Annotated in this window: 11 protein-coding genes; all 11 read right to left on the reverse strand. The window is 54.0% G+C overall.

The genetic code is table 11. The annotated features are described in order from the left end of the window. Window positions 1-17 precede the first annotated feature (17 nt). Entirely contained in the window at window positions 18-1778 is a 1761-nt protein-coding gene (locus AUQ43_RS10985) for a hypothetical protein (protein WP_181838535.1), read from the reverse strand. A 386-nt stretch (window positions 1779-2164) separates the two neighbouring features. Next, entirely contained in the window at window positions 2165-3220 is a 1056-nt protein-coding gene (locus tag AUQ43_RS10990; protein WP_062956330.1) for an AraC family transcriptional regulator, read from the reverse strand. 286 nt (window positions 3221-3506) lie between these two features. Beyond that, on the reverse strand, window positions 3507-4025 hold the full coding sequence (locus AUQ43_RS10995) for a DUF2478 domain-containing protein (protein ID WP_062956331.1): 519 nt from the start codon (window positions 4023-4025) through the stop codon (window positions 3507-3509). 28 nt (window positions 4026-4053) lie between these two features. Then, window positions 4054-4695 carry a carbonic anhydrase gene (locus AUQ43_RS11000; protein ID WP_062956332.1) on the reverse strand — a complete coding sequence of 214 codons (642 nt, stop codon included), beginning with the start codon at window positions 4693-4695 and terminating at the stop codon, window positions 4054-4056. A 46-nt stretch (window positions 4696-4741) separates the two neighbouring features. Further along, the gene (locus AUQ43_RS11005; protein ID WP_062956333.1) at window positions 4742-5557 is read right to left on the reverse strand and encodes a peptidylprolyl isomerase; all 816 of its coding nucleotides are present in this window, start codon (window positions 5555-5557) and stop codon (window positions 4742-4744) included. A gap of 57 nt (window positions 5558-5614) precedes the next feature. Continuing rightward, the gene (gene narI / locus AUQ43_RS11010; RefSeq protein ID WP_062956334.1) at window positions 5615-6310 is read right to left on the reverse strand and encodes a respiratory nitrate reductase subunit gamma; all 696 of its coding nucleotides are present in this window, start codon (window positions 6308-6310) and stop codon (window positions 5615-5617) included. Window positions 6311-6321: 11 nt separating this feature from the next. Next, window positions 6322-7026, reverse strand: coding sequence for a nitrate reductase molybdenum cofactor assembly chaperone (gene narJ / locus AUQ43_RS11015; RefSeq protein ID WP_062956335.1), 705 nt, complete (start codon window positions 7024-7026; stop codon window positions 6322-6324). Then, complete coding sequence (narH, locus tag AUQ43_RS11020; RefSeq protein WP_062956336.1) at window positions 7026-8549, reverse strand: nitrate reductase subunit beta; 1524 nt, start codon at window positions 8547-8549, stop codon at window positions 7026-7028. The genes narJ and narH overlap by 1 nt, the downstream gene beginning before the upstream one ends. After that, complete coding sequence (locus AUQ43_RS11025; protein WP_062956337.1) at window positions 8546-12286, reverse strand: nitrate reductase subunit alpha; 3741 nt, start codon at window positions 12284-12286, stop codon at window positions 8546-8548. Before AUQ43_RS11025 ends, narH begins: the two co-directional genes overlap by 4 nt. A gap of 68 nt (window positions 12287-12354) precedes the next feature. Further along, window positions 12355-13749 (reverse strand): NarK family nitrate/nitrite MFS transporter, encoded by a 1395-nt coding sequence (locus AUQ43_RS11030; protein ID WP_062956338.1) that lies wholly within the window; start codon window positions 13747-13749, stop codon window positions 12355-12357. 62 nt (window positions 13750-13811) lie between these two features. Beyond that, window positions 13812-15173, reverse strand: a complete 1362-nt coding sequence (locus tag AUQ43_RS11035; RefSeq protein WP_062956339.1) for a nitrate/nitrite transporter — start codon at window positions 15171-15173, stop codon at window positions 13812-13814. Window positions 15174-15392: the final 219 nt, after the last annotated feature.

Raw genomic sequence — 15392 nt, forward strand, 5'->3', positions numbered from 1 at the left:
CTGTTGACGGATCCGGTTCAGGACTGTGCAAGAAGATGTTTACGAAGGGCCGTCAGGTTTTCTTCGACACTGGTGTCCTCAAACGATGAATTGAGATCCATGTCGCCGCTTCGGAATTCATCAAAGAACGCCTTGCCCTGCAGCTTGTCCAGAATGCTCTCGAACGTGGGACGCGGCGTGAACCAGTCACTGTGGCGGCGCTCCAGCCGGGACGTTTCCTTTTCGAGCGCCGACAACTGGCCAATGATCCGGTCGCGATCTTCTGCAGACTGGCGCACATAGTGCGGCCGTCGCGGTGTCAGCAGGATCAGGATCGATTTTTCGAAATTACGTTCCGTGCGTTCGGAAAACAGATAATTCAGGATCGGCATATCCTTGAGGATCGGCACCCCGTCAGAGACCTTTGATGTCTCGCGCTCACTCAATCCACCCAGAATCAGCGTTTCACCGAACTTCATCGTTACGGTCGAATTGACGTTTGTCTTTGTCGTATCAAGACGAAACTCAAAGACGACGGAGTTCGATGGATCGGTCAGGAAGGTCCGTTCGGCAACAACATGCAGTCTGATTTCGTCGTTTTGAAGAACCTCTGGCGTGACGGCGAGTTTCACACCGACTTCTTTCTGAACAGAAACACTGTCCCCGTTGCCGCCCGAAACGGCTGCTGCAAGAATTTCCGTGCCAGAGAAGAATTCAGACGTTTTACCACTCTGTGCAACCAAACTTGGTTTCGCCAGAACCTGATTGTCCGCATTCAGTGAATTGGCAATATTCAGTGAATAGTTTACCGCCGGAATGCTGATCTGCGAGGTGATGGTCTTGGTGCTTTCCTCAAGTCCGGTGCCCAGAAAATCCCGTGTTCTGGTACGCGTAATTCCGGCTGCCGGCGCGCCCGTCAGGGGGTCCCCAAACTGAAGCTGCAAACCATTTAAAAGGTTTACCCCGCGCGAATCACGCAGGTCTTCCTGTGTACCGATCAGGACAACATCAACCACAACCATCGATGCGTCCGTCGAATTTGCCCCGACCTCATCGCCATAGGCGTTTGCCGGACTGTCACCATACGCATCAAAGGGATCAGAGGACTCTGCGCCGTATGGATCGCCATACGGATCACTTTGATAGGTGGTGCCACCGCCTGCATACGGATCATAGCCGCCCTGCGCCAAAATGATCTTTGCGTCGCTTTCGTAAAACGACCGCCAGTTATCAACACGCCGATGTAAAAATGGCAGTTCACCGTGATCGGCAGCCACACCGGCATATCGCGCCATCAAGCGATCCACACCTGCACGATCATCCATCGCCGCAAGCGCCATCATCCGGGCTTTCAGGATTTCCGGTCGGTTCTCGGCATCGGGATGAATATTTGAAAGGCGCGAAAGCGCGGCATCGGCTGTTTGCGCATCATGGGAAAAGTAGGATGCCACCGCAAGATTATACAGAACATCCGGACTGTCAGAACGGTAAATCGCGACATATGAGAAATGCTCTTTGGCTTCCTGATAGCGCCGCTGACTTTTATAAAGAAGACCCAAGTGATAATGCGCAGCAAGATTGCCTGAATCAAACTTCAGAGCCTGACGGTATCCTTGTTCGGCAAGGGTGTATTTGGCCGTATCACCGTCGTCACCAAGTTGATGATAAACATAGCCGTTTAAAAACTGCAGATGCGGATTTGTGATATCAAGCTTCAGTGCAAGGTTGGCTGCACGTGATGCCAATTCCAGCTCGCCACGTCCAAGTGCGTTAAACGCCTCTGTGACCAGAAGCTGCACCTGATTTACACTTCCTGACTTGTTTTCTTGAGACGACGTTGTTAGCTCGCCTGACAGCAATTGCGAAGGTCCACCACTGTCAAGCGTCTGACAGGCGCCCACCGCAAGCAAGGCCGAAAAGGCCACGGCCCGACTTAGCCGTAACGGGAAATTTTGCATCCAATCCTACTCAATCTGTCCCCGACGCGTCTTTGCGCATCCCCTCCATGTCCGAATTGATTGCTTTTGCGGCACAATCTTCGCGGGCACGTACATGTTTTCGACAGATTACTCAGGCTTTAGGCACAGTTACAGGCAATGGATGTATGGGAAACGGACGAACTTGTATGACCAACGGACCTCCAGAACCTGCGCCGCGAAAACCAAATTGCGGCATTGTTTATGGCTTAGGCGTTCTTGACCAGAAGCAAGGTCGTTGATCTGGCGTTTTTGGCGTATTCCGCCGGGGAGACACCATATTTCTGGTTAAAGGCGGTTGAGAAGTTGGTTGAATGGTTATACCCGACTTCCCAGGCGACCTCCTTGATTGCCATGTCGGTATTTTCAAGAAGATCTCTGGCCGTTTCAAGACGAATGCCGCGCAGAACCTCAAAAACGGTATCAGAATACAGCTCCCGGAAGGCCTGATTAAGACGCTTTTCGGTTGTTGCAAGCTGCTCTGCAAGGTCCGCAAGACAGGGTGGTTCGCGCAGATTGCTCTGCAACAGCTGATAGGCACGCTGCGCATTATCGACATCAGAGTTCTTCAATACAATGCGCTGGTCTGCACTGTTTGTGCGCAAAGACTCCTCAATCAGTGCCAGATACAAAAGTCCGATGCCTTCCATCTTGATTTGCTGCAATGACGGGGCAGCATCAATATTCAGGTTCTTGAGCAACGTATCGCGCATTGCGCTGGTCACAACGAACGTGACGGGCTGGATATCGTTCGTATTGGGCTGGAAAAGCGGTTGCAAAGCTTCTGGCACACGATTGTCGAAGTAACGTTTGAAAACATCCGTGGGAAGACTTAACCCCAAAGATTGCACATTCTGTCCCGCTGGCAATTTGAAGGTGGTGCTAAGGCCATCATGCACAAACAGATGTCCTTGCATGGGGGAAAAAACGAATTCAGCACCATCTTCAGGGCGAATCATCGAATACTCGCCCTCAAGCGCAACCATCGCGATGATAAGCCGTCTTCCCGAGATACTTTCGGCCTTGATGACCATGTCATCATCGACAGGGAACTGTTGGAAATCGACGCTACCGCCGTTCGACAATAAAACACGCTGATGATGACGGTCTATAACCCGGTCCGTCAGGTCACGCTCTTCATCCACCAGAATTTTGTCTTGCTCGCCCGTCGAAAGCTCAAGCGTCATTTCATAACGTGTACCAACAACTGCCGCCCCGGACCCATTGCCCTTGGCAACATCTTCTGTTTCCCGATGCGACGTCATCAACCAATCTCGTTCTGGATAAGGCACTATTCTTAAGCAAATATACTTATGATTACTCCAAGAGCACTATGAAACAATAATTGCAGCACTTGCATATGCACTTTGAAAAACAAGAACTAAAGCCGCACTGAAAATCGCTCTTGGGAACGTTTGTCACCTATCCTTATCAGGGCTAAACACAATATGCACCAATGTCTGATGCTTGCGCGTCAGCCAGAGAATATTACCGCCTCCCAAGTTACCATGACATCCTGAAAAGTGCCTGTTCGCATATAACTCGCTGGTATCAGACCAATTCACCGCAGGAACAGTTATCTTCCACCCATTCGAATAGCTTATGCTCCTCGGGCCGCACTTCTGTTTCAAGCCCGCCGGCAAATTCCTTGAACGCAGCTAGGTTTAGCTGGTTAAGTCCCACCAGAACCGGGATGTCATTGACCAGTGCGTCGGCGATGACATCGCGAAAGCCATGCCCCTCGGCCTCGTGTTTGCCAAACTTGTTGATCACCAGCACATCCGCACCTTTGCGGATTTCACGTGTCACATGCCCGACAGCTTCTTCGAGGGCACTTGTGTCCAGTCGGCACCCACGAGAATGTGCGCCCAATGTTTGGGAAATGCGAATGATCGGACCATCTGGCAGAACCTGAACATCCATATCGCAAGGGCCATCGGTCTCGCGCTCTGAATTGATTTGCACAGTGCCGCAAACGCGCCATCCCATTTTGGCAATGCGCCGCGCCACACGCGAAAGAAGCAAGTCGGTATCTCCCCTGCCAGGCGCCATCGTATAAGCGATTTTCATCTCAATGTTCCTTTGTCTTCCGCTGATGTTACTGCTGCGCTCTGCCCTGGAACGCGGCTTTATCAGATGTCTGAATGTCAGACGGCCGGATCGTGCATTCCAGATCACGCAAAAGCCCGTCTTTAAGGCTATAGATCAGGCCGTGAATCTTGATGTCTGCCCCTGCCCGCCACGCACGTCTCATGATCGGCGTTTCAGCAACCCGTCCAACACCTTCGATGACATTGAGTTCAGCCAGCCTGTCGCGGCGGCCCTCGATATCGTTGTGCCGTGCAAGTTCACTGGCGTGGAAACGGGCCTGGCGTCGGATGGGTTCAAGCCAGTGGTCGGCCAAGCCATGGGGAAGGTCTTCGGTTGCGGCTTTCACCCCGCCACAGCCATAATGGCCACAGACAATGATCTCCCGGACTTTCAGGCTTTCGACGGCAAATTCAAGTGCAGAAAGCAGGTTCAAATCCGATGAATGCACCACATTGGCAACATTGCGGTGAACAAAGACTTCCCCGGGATCAAGCCCGGCAACAACATTGGCTGGTACACGGCTGTCCGAACACCCGATCCAGAAAAACTCTGGCGCCTGGTGGCTTGCCAGTCTGGAAAAATATCCGGGCTCTTCGTCTTGCCGTGATCGCGACCAGACCCTGTTTCGTTCCAAAAGGTTTTCAAGCATGCAAACCTCACACCTTTTGTGGGTTATATGCGCTATAACCGCGCGTCTAATTCGGTTTCGTATTTCTGGCCGTGCCAAGATCGGCGCCGGTAATAGAGGCTGAGGCAATAAGGCCATCGACAAACAGCTTGGCCTTGCGTGCCCACTGGGCTTTTTCCATCGCTTCGGAGATTTTTGGTTTCACGGCCTCGAACGGCAGTGGCTGCCCCTCTGCCAGTGCATCTAGCCGGAGGACGTGATAGCCATATCTGCTCAGCACAGGCTCGGGCGCGATTTCGCCCTCAGAAAGCTTACGAAGTGCGGCTTCAAATTCTGGCACCGTATCGCCGGGGCGCAGCTGACCAAGCGATCCGCCTTCTGACCGCGATCCACAGTCGCTTTGCGCGCGTGCAATCTTTTCAAACGTCTGGCCACCTTTGCGAAGGTCGCTCAGGATGTCGGTTGCCCGTCGCAGGGCAAGTTCTGTCTCTACGGCATCGTTCGGGTCACATTTGCAAAGAATGTGGGAAACTTCCCACAAAGGCATGGTGCGAAACCGTTCGGGATCCTTCTGCCATTCGGTGCGAATATCTTCCTCAGTCGGGCGCGCGATGTCTATTTCGCTTTCCAAAAGGGCGCGAATCTTGGCCTCGTCCTCTGTTTCGAACCGGTTTGGCGAGACTTCCTGTGGGGTGGCCTCAATACCGTTTTTGCGCGCCTGCTGAAGCAACAGGGTGCGAATAACAAGTGCATTTGCCGCGTTACGCAGGGCGTCTGCAAAATTGTCTTTTGACGCCGTATGGTTCTGCAATTCCGCAGCTACCGCTGTTTGCGGGATGGTTTCGCCATTAATGACGAGATCGGGAAACATTTGCGTATTCATAGCGCTTTGTCCTTTGTTTGCAGGAGGTCGTCGGCGCACGAATGCGCCGACTGTCCATTATCGATGTGACAAAGGTTTGGTGCGGCGTGACCGGACAATCTGATACCCCGGACGCAAGAAATACCGCACTGGCGCCGAGAGCATGTGCACAAGACGCGTGAACGGGAACACAAGGAAGATCGTCAGGCCCAGAACAAGATGCAGTTTGAATATCCAGGCCACATCGGCAATGTGGCTGGCCGCATCAGACTGGAAGGTGAAAATCCCCTGTGCCCAGGCCATGAACTTGGTCATTTCATACCCGTCGAGATGTTCAAGCGACACAAAGATCGTGCCGATCCCAAGGATAAGCTGTGCCAGCAACAGTGCCAGAATGCCAATGTCTGCAGAGCTTGACGTTTTGCGGATACGCGGATCGGTCATCCGGCGATGAAACAGCATCAGACCGCCAACAAGTGCCATGACACCGGCGATACCACCCGCAACAACGGCCAGAGTTTGCTTGGCACTGTGACTGATACCCATGGCATCAAAGATCCAGATCGGTGTCAGTAGTCCGACCAAATGACCAAAGAAGATCACCAGAACGCCAACATGGAACAAAACCGAGCCCAGCATCAGTTGCTTGCGACGCAGAAGCTGGCTTGAGGATGTTTTCCACGTGAACGGATCGCGTTCATATCGGGCGATAGAGCCGATAATCAGGACCGATAGCGCGATATAGGGATATATCCCGAAAAGGAAGTTATGCATGAGAGCCTCCTTTACTCTGCTGCTTCCGGCGGTACCGGTCCAGCGGGTTGATCAATACGCGACAGGATGTCACGCACCTGCGGGCAACCGGCATTCGGGTCCGGTCCAAAAGTGACCTCGCTTTCCTCCCAGACCTCGTCAAGCGCTTCGAGGTCATCGGGATCGTCTTCGGGCTGTTCAAGAAGTTCGGCAACCGCATTGGAATCTGCCGTAACGTTCGACAGCTGCTGCAAGGCGGCAAACACCGCCTGATAGGGGCTTTCGCGATTTTCCAGACGCGCGCGAATGGCCTCAAAGATATGTGCGGCATCAGCAAGTGTGTCTTGTGCCTCTGAACGCGGTTGGGTTGCCAGAAATTCCAGCAGAACAGGAAGATGGTCGGGTAGTTCCGTGGTGGCCGGTTCAAACCCGCCAGCCCGGTATGTTTCAAGCAAGCTGACCATGGCGCCACCACGGTCACGGCTTTCACCGTGGACATGCTCGAACAGGTTAAGTGACAGGCTGCGCGAACGATCAAACAGCATGACGAAACGTTCCTGAAGATCGTAAATGTCATCGTTTGACAGCGCCTCGACCAGCGGTCGCAAACCGCGACGTGCAGCCGCCGTAAGGCGGGTGTCCGAAGCCAGAACGCCGCCAATTTCGGGCATGGCTTCTTGCAGTTCTGTTGTCGGATAGCTCAGCAGAAGCGAGAGCGATTTGAGTGTGCGGTCCATCAGCGTACCTCCTCGGGCATTTTCAGCGGCTTCTTGCTGCCACCAAACAGGGAACCCTGACTGATGCCAGACGAACAGCCGTTGCAGTTGGTGAACCCTTCGCCGCCACGCAGGTCATAGGCTTCCTCAACCTGTTCGCGATGGGTGGTCGGAATGACGAACCGGTCTTCGTAATCGGCAAGCGCCATGATTTTGTACATGTCCTCGATGGTTGCACCATCAAGACCGACACGTTTGGCGACCGACTCATCAATAACACCTTCGACGGTTTTCGAACGCATATAGGCCCGCATTGCCAACATCCGCTCAAGCGCATATGCCACAGGCTCTTCGTCGCCAGCCGTCAGCATATTGGCTAGATATTTCAAAGGAATGCGAAGGTTGCGGACATCAGGCATCGCGCCGTCCATGCCGATTGCACCGGCTTCGGCAGCATTCTGGATCGGGGAAAGCGGCGGGATATACCAGACCATCGGAAGGGTGCGGTATTCCGGATGCAGCGGGAAGGCAACTTTCCACTCCATCGCCATTTTCCAGATCGGGCTGTCCTGGGCTGCCTTGATCCAGTCTTCCGGAATGCCGTCGGCACGTGCCGCCGCGATAACTTCCGGATCTTTGGGATCAAGGAACACACCAAGCTGGGCATCATAAAGATCGGTGGTTTCTTCGGCATTGGCCGCCGCTTCGATCTTGTCAGCATCATAAAGCATGACACCGATATAGCGGATTCGCCCGACACAGGTTTCCGAACAGACCGTCGGATTGCCTGATTCAATGCGCGGATAGCACAGCGTGCATTTTTCCGATTTGCCCGTTGACCAGTTGTAATAAACCTTTTTGTAAGGGCAGCCCGATACGCACATGCGCCATCCCCGGCATTTTTCCTGATCGATCAGAACAATGCCGTCTTCTTCACGCTTATAAATCGCCCCGGAAGGGCAACTTGCGGCACATGCCGGGTTAAGGCAGTGTTCACACAGACGCGGCAAATACATCATGAATGTATTTTCGTATTCGCCGTAAATGTCTTTCTGGATGCCCTCGAAGTTGTAGTCTTCCGAGCGTTTCGAAAACTCACCGCCAAGAATTTCTTCCCAGTTCGGGCCTTTTTCGATTTTTTCCATCCGTTCGCCAGAAATGCGCGAACGCGGACGGGCCGTTGGAAAGGCTTTCATTTCCGGTGCGGATTTCAGGTGATCGTAATCGAAATCAAATGGCTCGTAATAATCATCGATTTCCGGCAGATCCGGGTTGGCAAAGATGTTTGCCAAGATACGCCATTTCGATCCCTGTTTGGGCTGCAGCTTGCCCGACTTCGTGCGTTCCCAACCACCATTCCAGCGGTTCTGGTTTTCCCAGTCGGTCGGATAGCCGGTGCCGGGTTTGGTTTCGACGTTGTTGAACCAAGCGTATTCAACACCATCCCGGCTGGTCCAGACGTTTTTGCAGGTTACCGAACAGGTATGGCACCCAATGCATTTGTCGAGGTTCAGCACCATGCCGATTTGTGCGCGGACTCTCATTTCCCGACCTCCTTGTCGTTTGCTTCTTCGTCGAGCCAGTCGACCTTCTGCATTTTGCGGACAATGACGAACTCATCACGGTTGGCACCCACGGTTCCGTAGTAGTTGAAACCGTATGATTGCTGGGCGTAGCCCCCGATCATGTGTGTGGGTTTAAGTGTCGTGCGGGTGACAGAGTTATGAATACCGCCGCGATGACCGGTCTTTTCGGAACCGGGGGTATTCACGATTTTTTCCTGCGCGTGGTACATGAAGGTCGTACCATCCTTGATGCGCTGGGAAACGACCGCACGTGCCGTCAAAGCACCATTGGTGTTGTACAGTTCCACCCAGTCGTTATCGACGATCCCCGCACGCTGTGCGTCGTTTTCACTGATCCAGATCACCGGACCACCACGGTTGAGCGTCAGCATCAACAGGTTGTCACTGTATGTCGAGTGGATGCCCCATTTCTGGTGCGGTGTGATGAAGTTCAGCACCACATGCGGCACACCCTCGCGGGCCTCGTCGTTGATTTCCTCTGTCACGGTCTTGAGATCGACCGGCGGACGATAGGAAACAAACCCTTCGCCAAAGGCCCGCATCCACAAGTGATCCTGATAAAGCTGCTGACGTCCTGTCAGGGTACGCCACGGGATCAGCTCGTGAACGTTGGTATAACCCGCGTTGTAACAGACATGCTCGGACTCAAGGCCCGACCAGGTCGGCGAAGAGATGATCTTGCGTGGTTGGGCAGCAATGTCGCGGAAGCGGATTTTTTCATCTTCCTTGGGCAGGGCAAGATGCTTGTGATCACGTCCGGTAATCTTGCCAAGTGCATCCCATGCCTTGACGGCAACCTCACCGTTGGTTTCCGGTGCCAGCATCAGAACCACCTCGGTGGCATCGATATCGGTATCGATCTTTGCACAGCCCTTGGCAGACCCTTCCTGCCACACGCCGTTCAGGTCGCGAAGATGCTGAACCTCGTCCTCGGTTTTCCAATTGATGCCCTTGCCGCCATTGCCGAGCTTGTCAAGCAACGGACCAAGTGCCGTAAAGCGATCATGGATTGCGGTGTAATCACGTTCGACCGCGATATAGTTCGGCGCGGTTTTCCCCGGAATGAGGTCGCATTCACCTTTCTTCCAGTCCTTGACCTGATCCTGGGCCACTTCACCGGGTGTGTCGTGCAGGATCGGCAGGGCAACGATATCGGTTTCCTTACCCAGATAGCCCGGTACGATTTCCTGAAACTTCTTGGCGATCGCCTTGAAGATTTCCCAATCCGATTTGCTTTCATAGGCCGGGTTAACGGCTGCCTGAAGCGGATGGATAAACGGATGCATATCCGACGTATTCAGGTCGTTCTTTTCATACCAGCTTGCGGTTGGCAGAACGACGTCGGAATAGACCGCAGTGGTGCTCATGCGGAAATCAATACAGACCAAAAGATCAAGTTTTCCGCGCGGGCCTTCTTCATGCCATTTGGCTTCCTTGGGCAATTGTCGGCCTTCTTCGCCAAGATCCTTGCCCATAACACCGTGATCGGTGCCAAGAAGGTGTTTCAGGAAATATTCGTGGCCCTTGCCCGACGACCCCAACAGGTTGGACCGCCAGACAAACAGGTTGCGTGGCCAGTTCTTGGGATCATCCGGATCTTCACACGACATTTCCAGGTCGCCAGATTTCAGTTTTTCGGCGACATAGGCCGGTATTTCCTTGCCGGCTTCCTTTGCCGCCTTTGCGACATCCAGCGGATTGGTCTTCAGCTGTGGCGCTGATGGCAACCATCCCATCCGTTCAGCACGGATGTTGTAGTCGATCATTGAAACATCCCAGTCCCCGTCCGGTGCGGTCGGCGACAGGATTTCATCGGCCCTAAGGGTTTCGTAACGCCACTGATCGGTATGGGCATACCACGCACTGGTAGAATTCATGTGCCGCGGCGGGCGTCCCCAATCAAGGCCAAAGGCCAGCGGCAGCCACCCGGTCTGCGGACGGAGCTTTTCCTGCCCGACATAGTGTGCCCAACCGCCGCCTGATTGGCCAACACAGCCACACATGACCAGCATGTTGATCACACCACGATAGTTCATATCCATGTGGTACCAATGGTTCATCGCAGCCCCGATGATGACCATCGACTTGCCTTTGGTCTTCTCGGCGTTCTGGGCAAACTCACGGGCAACATGAATGATCTTGTCGGCCGGAACCCCGGTGATCTTTTCGGCCCATGCCGGGGTGCCCGGCATGCCATCGGCATAGTCACTGGTAACCCATTCGCCACCCAGCCCACGATCCAGACCATAGTTGGCACAAAACAGGTCAAAGACAGTTGCCACCATGATCTCGCCATCGGCGGTCTGGATGCGTTTAACCGGAATGTTGCGGGTCAGGACATCAGGGTGTTGCGCGTCAGTCGCAAAGTGTTCCGACGCATCACCGCCGAAATACGGGAAGTCGACCCCGGCAATCTCGTCATGATCTTCTTCAAGGACCAAAGACATCTTGAGATTGGTGTCGGCACCAGCAGCACGTTCTTCAAGGTTCCATTCGCCTGCTTCGCCCCAGCGATACCCGATGGATCCGTTCGGTGCGACCATGCTGCCCGACTTTTCGTCAAGTGCGATGGTTTTCCATTCCGGATTGTTTTCTTCACCAAGTTTGTCACTCAGGTCTGCGGCACGCAGGAACCGTCCCGGAATAAGGGAACCGTTCTTTTCATCAAGTTTCACCAGCATCGGGAAGTCCGAATACTTGCGGCAATACTCTTCGAAATAGTCTGTCTGACGGTCGAGATGGAATTCGCGCAGGATCACGTGACCAAAGGCCATTGCCAATGCAGCATCCGTACCCTGCTTGACGTTCAACCAGACATCGCCAAATTTCGCGGCTTCGGAATAATCCGGGCAAATAACGGCCGATTTGGTCCCGCGATAGCGGGCCTCGGTATAGAAATGCGCATCCGGGGTACGGGTTTGCGGGACGTTTGAACCCCACAAGATCAGATAACCAGCATTGTACCAGTCAGCCGATTCCGGGACGTCGGTCTGTTCGCCCCAGGTCATTGGCGATGCCGGTGGCAAATCGCAATACCAGTCATAGAACGACATGCACACGCCGCCCATCAGGCTAAGATAACGTGATCCTGCCGCATAACTGATCATCGACATTGCCGGAATTGGCGAGAAACCAAATACCCGGTCCGGACCATATGTTTTTGCGGTAAAGGCGTTTGAAGCTGCAACCAGTTCGGTGGCTTCGTCCCAGGTCGCACGGACAAAGCCGCCCTTACCCCGGCTTGCAACATAGCTTTCCCGAAGGACGGGATCATTTTGAATTGCCGTCCATGCCTCGATCGGGTTCATCGTCGAGCGCATCCGGCGCCACAGCTTCAAAAGCTTGCCACGGATCAGCGGATTTTTAACGCGGTTGGCAGAATACAGATACCAGCTATAGCTGGCGCCGCGGGCACAGCCGCGCGGTTCATGGTTTGGCAGTCCGGCACGGGTGCGCGGGTAATCGGTCTGCTGCGTTTCCCAGGTGACAATCCCGGATTTCACATAGATTTTCCAGCTGCATGAACCGGTACAGTTCACACCGTGCGTCGAACGAACGATTTTGTCATGGCGCCAGCGGTTGCGATAGGTGTCTTCCCAGTCGCGATTTTCGCGGGTTACCTGACCGTGGTTGTCTGAAAACCTTTCCAGTTCTTTGTTCTGAAAAAAGTTCAGTCTGTCTAACAGGTGACTCATGGCGTTTCTCCTGAAGGCTGTAGGCCCTGCCCGAACCGATCAGATCGGGCAGGGAGAATTGTGGGTGATCAGCACGGAACCGGTGCGCTTTTGCGGCTGTAGTAGAACCAGGTGATGGCAACACAGACCGCATAGAAGACTGCAAAGCACCAAAGCGCGCCGGCAGGACCGCCGGTCAGTGCGATGGAGGTGCCATAGGCTTTGGGAATGAAGAATGCCCCATAGGCCGCAATCGCACTGGTAAAGGCGATGATGGCTGAACTTTCGAGTTCGGATTGTTTGAGCTGGGCAGCTTGATCTGCATCGGGCATCAGGCGCGGGATTTCCTGACGCATGATTGACGGGATCATCTGGAAGGTCGATGCGTTGCCAACACCGGTCAGGAAGAACAGCGCCATAAAGCAGGCAAAGAAGCCCCAGAAATGGCCGCTCGTTCCGCCGAGCGGCAGGAATTGAAGCACACCGACAACCGCGGCAATCATGCCGATAAAGGTCCAGAACGTCACCCGGCCCCCACCAAGCCTGTCAGAAATCCATCCCGTGCCGGCACGGCTCAGCGCACCGACCAGCGGACCGAGAAACGCATATTGCAATGCATCGACTTCCGGGAACTGTGTCTTCATCAGCAGCGGGAACCCTGCGGAATAACCGATAAAGCTGCCAAATGTGCCGGTATAAAGGATGCACATGATCCAGTTGTGTTTGCGGCTAAAGATGATGGACTGCTTTTTGAAGCTGGCTTTGGCATCAGCGATGCTGTTCATGCCAAACCAGGCAGCAATGGTCGAAACCACGATGAACGGCACCCAGATGAAACCGGCATTTTGCAAGAATATCTCGCCACCACCTGAGACGCTCTGGGCGTCACCGCCAAAGGCGCCAAAGACACCGGCAGTGATCACCAGCGGCACGACAAATTGCATGACCGAAACCCCAAGATTGCCAAGTCCGGCATTCAGGGCCAGGGCATTGCCTTTGGCTCTTTTCGGGTAGAAATAAGCGATGTTTGCCATCGATGAGGCAAAGTTGCCGCCCCCGAACCCGCACAACAGTGCAAGAATAAGGAACCAGCTATAGGACGTATTGGGGTCCTGCACGGCAAAGCCGATCCCAAGGGCTGGCAGCAACAGGGATGCTGTGCTCAGCGTCGTCCAGACGCGGCCACCAAAGATTGGCACCATAAAGCTATAGAAAATACGAAGCGTTGCCCCCGACAGGCCCGGAAGTGCAGCCAGCCAGAACAGTTCGCCGGTGGTGTAGGTAAAGCCGATAACCGGCAGTTTGGCGACAACAACCGACCAAACCATCCAGACCGAAAACGCCAACAAAAGGCACGGAATGGAGATCCAGAGATTGCGGGTTGCAATTGCGCTGCCCTTGTTTGACCAGAACTCTGTGTCTTCTGGTCGCCATTCGGTCAGGACAGCGCCTTTTTGACCATTGTTTGCATGCGTGGTTTCCAAGGGAACCTCCCGATGAAACTGTATGGGAGGCAGAGCGCAACCTTGCGCTCTGCCGGCTTGTATTACTGAGCAGGTTTGGTAACGCCCGATGTCTTGCCAGCTTCAGGTGCTGGCTTTTCCAGTGGCTTCTCGGGCACATCCGAAAGGTATCTCTCGTCGGCCAGTGCCGGATGACGTGCACGTTCCATGCGACGGATCACGACATGCATCCAGATGGTGGAGACCGCGACCAGAATGAACAGCAGCATGAAAGGCGCGGTCCAGACATTGGTCAGGTCCAGAAGCATTCCGAATGCAATTGGCAGGAAGAATCCCCCAAGGCCGCCGATCATGCCGACCAGACCGCCGACAGAACCGACATGGTGGGGATAATAGACCGGGATATGTTTGTAGACGGCGGCCTTGCCGAGGCTCATGACGAACCCGAGAACAACCGTCAGCGCCACAAACATGCCAAGCGACACACCGAAGTTAAATTCGATCGGGCCGTTGATACCCGCGACCTGATAGGTTGTTTGCGGGTAGCTCATGATAAACAGGACGATCAGGGAGACGATGAAGGTCAGATACATGACCGCACGTGCGCCCCATTTATCCGACATCCAGCCCCCCAGTGCCCGAAAGACCGAGCCGGGCAGCGAATAGAGTCCGGCAAACACGCCCGCCGTCGTCAGTTCCAGCCCGTAGGCGCCGACATAGTAGCGTGGCAAGAAGCTTGCGAGTGCAACAAAGGCGCCGAAGACAAAGAAGTAGTAGGTGGCAAACCGCCAGACCTGCATGTTCTTGAGAGGCTCCAGCTGCGAACTGGCTGATACCGGACCTTCGCCCGATTCCTTGCGGTGTTGCTGGACAGGGTCGGTTTTCGCCAGCAGATAAAACAGGATCGCAGTTGCGACAAGAACGACGGCGTAAACACGCGCTGTGCCTTCCCAGCCAAGAGCAACCACAAGAAACGGTGCGGCAAAGTTCGTGACAGCCGCGCCAACGTTACCTGCGCCGAAAATGCCAAGTGCTGTGCCCTGGCGATCCTTTTCAAACCAGCGGGATGTATAGGCGACACCAACGATAAAGGATCCGCCGGCAAGCCCAAGACCAAGGGCAGCAACAAGAAAGATTTCGTAGGTGTGGACAGATGTCAGGAGCCAAACACAAACGGCTGTGATCAGCATCTGCAGCGGAAACATGATCCGGCCGCCAAATTGCTCTGTCCATACGCCGAGAAAGATACGGCTGACAGAACCGGTCAGAACCGGTGTCGCAACCAAAAGCCCGAATTGCGTATCACTCAGCCCGAGTTCCTGTTTGATCTTGACCCCGATAATGGAAAAAATTGTCCATACCGCGAAACATACCGTGAAGGCGAAAGTACTCAGGCCAAGTGCACGATACTGATCAGTTTGAGAAACCCCTTTTAACGTGTGCATGGTAAATCCCCTCAAGCATCTGTCGTTACGTTGGAGCGCGTTCGAAGTGCCTGATCATTGGTTGAGGGGGTGCGCGTCAGGCTTGATCTAAATCAGAAAACGTGGAACGCTTTGGTGAAATAAACGGGCTCGTAAAGTATTTCATGCGGCGAATTGCCGAACTTGTCACCAGAGAGAGAACTAAGACAAATACCCGCTTGATAAATATCAAGTGATGAC

The sequence above is a fragment of the Thalassospira sp. MCCC 1A01148 genome, from assembly GCF_001613795.1.
Classification (GTDB): Bacteria; Pseudomonadota; Alphaproteobacteria; order Rhodospirillales; family Thalassospiraceae; genus Thalassospira.

What these genes read in the sequence shown, in the direction of transcription:
- AUQ43_RS10990 (WP_062956330.1), bottom strand. Translation starts at nt 3,220, where the DNA reads ATGACGTCGCATCGGGAAACAGAAGATGTTGCCAAGGGCAATGGGTCC.
- AUQ43_RS10995 (WP_062956331.1), bottom strand. Translation starts at nt 4,025, where the DNA reads ATGAAAATCGCTTATACGATGGCGCCTGGCAGGGGAGATACCGACTTG.
- AUQ43_RS11000 (WP_062956332.1), bottom strand. Translation starts at nt 4,695, where the DNA reads ATGCTTGAAAACCTTTTGGAACGAAACAGGGTCTGGTCGCGATCACGG.
- AUQ43_RS11005 (WP_062956333.1), bottom strand. Translation starts at nt 5,557, where the DNA reads ATGAATACGCAAATGTTTCCCGATCTCGTCATTAATGGCGAAACCATC.
- narI (WP_062956334.1), bottom strand. Translation starts at nt 6,310, where the DNA reads ATGCATAACTTCCTTTTCGGGATATATCCCTATATCGCGCTATCGGTC.
- narJ (WP_062956335.1), bottom strand. Translation starts at nt 7,026, where the DNA reads ATGGACCGCACACTCAAATCGCTCTCGCTTCTGCTGAGCTATCCGACA.
- narH (WP_062956336.1), bottom strand. Translation starts at nt 8,549, where the DNA reads ATGAGAGTCCGCGCACAAATCGGCATGGTGCTGAACCTCGACAAATGC.
- AUQ43_RS11025 (WP_062956337.1), bottom strand. Translation starts at nt 12,286, where the DNA reads ATGAGTCACCTGTTAGACAGACTGAACTTTTTTCAGAACAAAGAACTG.
- AUQ43_RS11035 (WP_062956339.1), bottom strand. Translation starts at nt 15,173, where the DNA reads ATGCACACGTTAAAAGGGGTTTCTCAAACTGATCAGTATCGTGCACTT.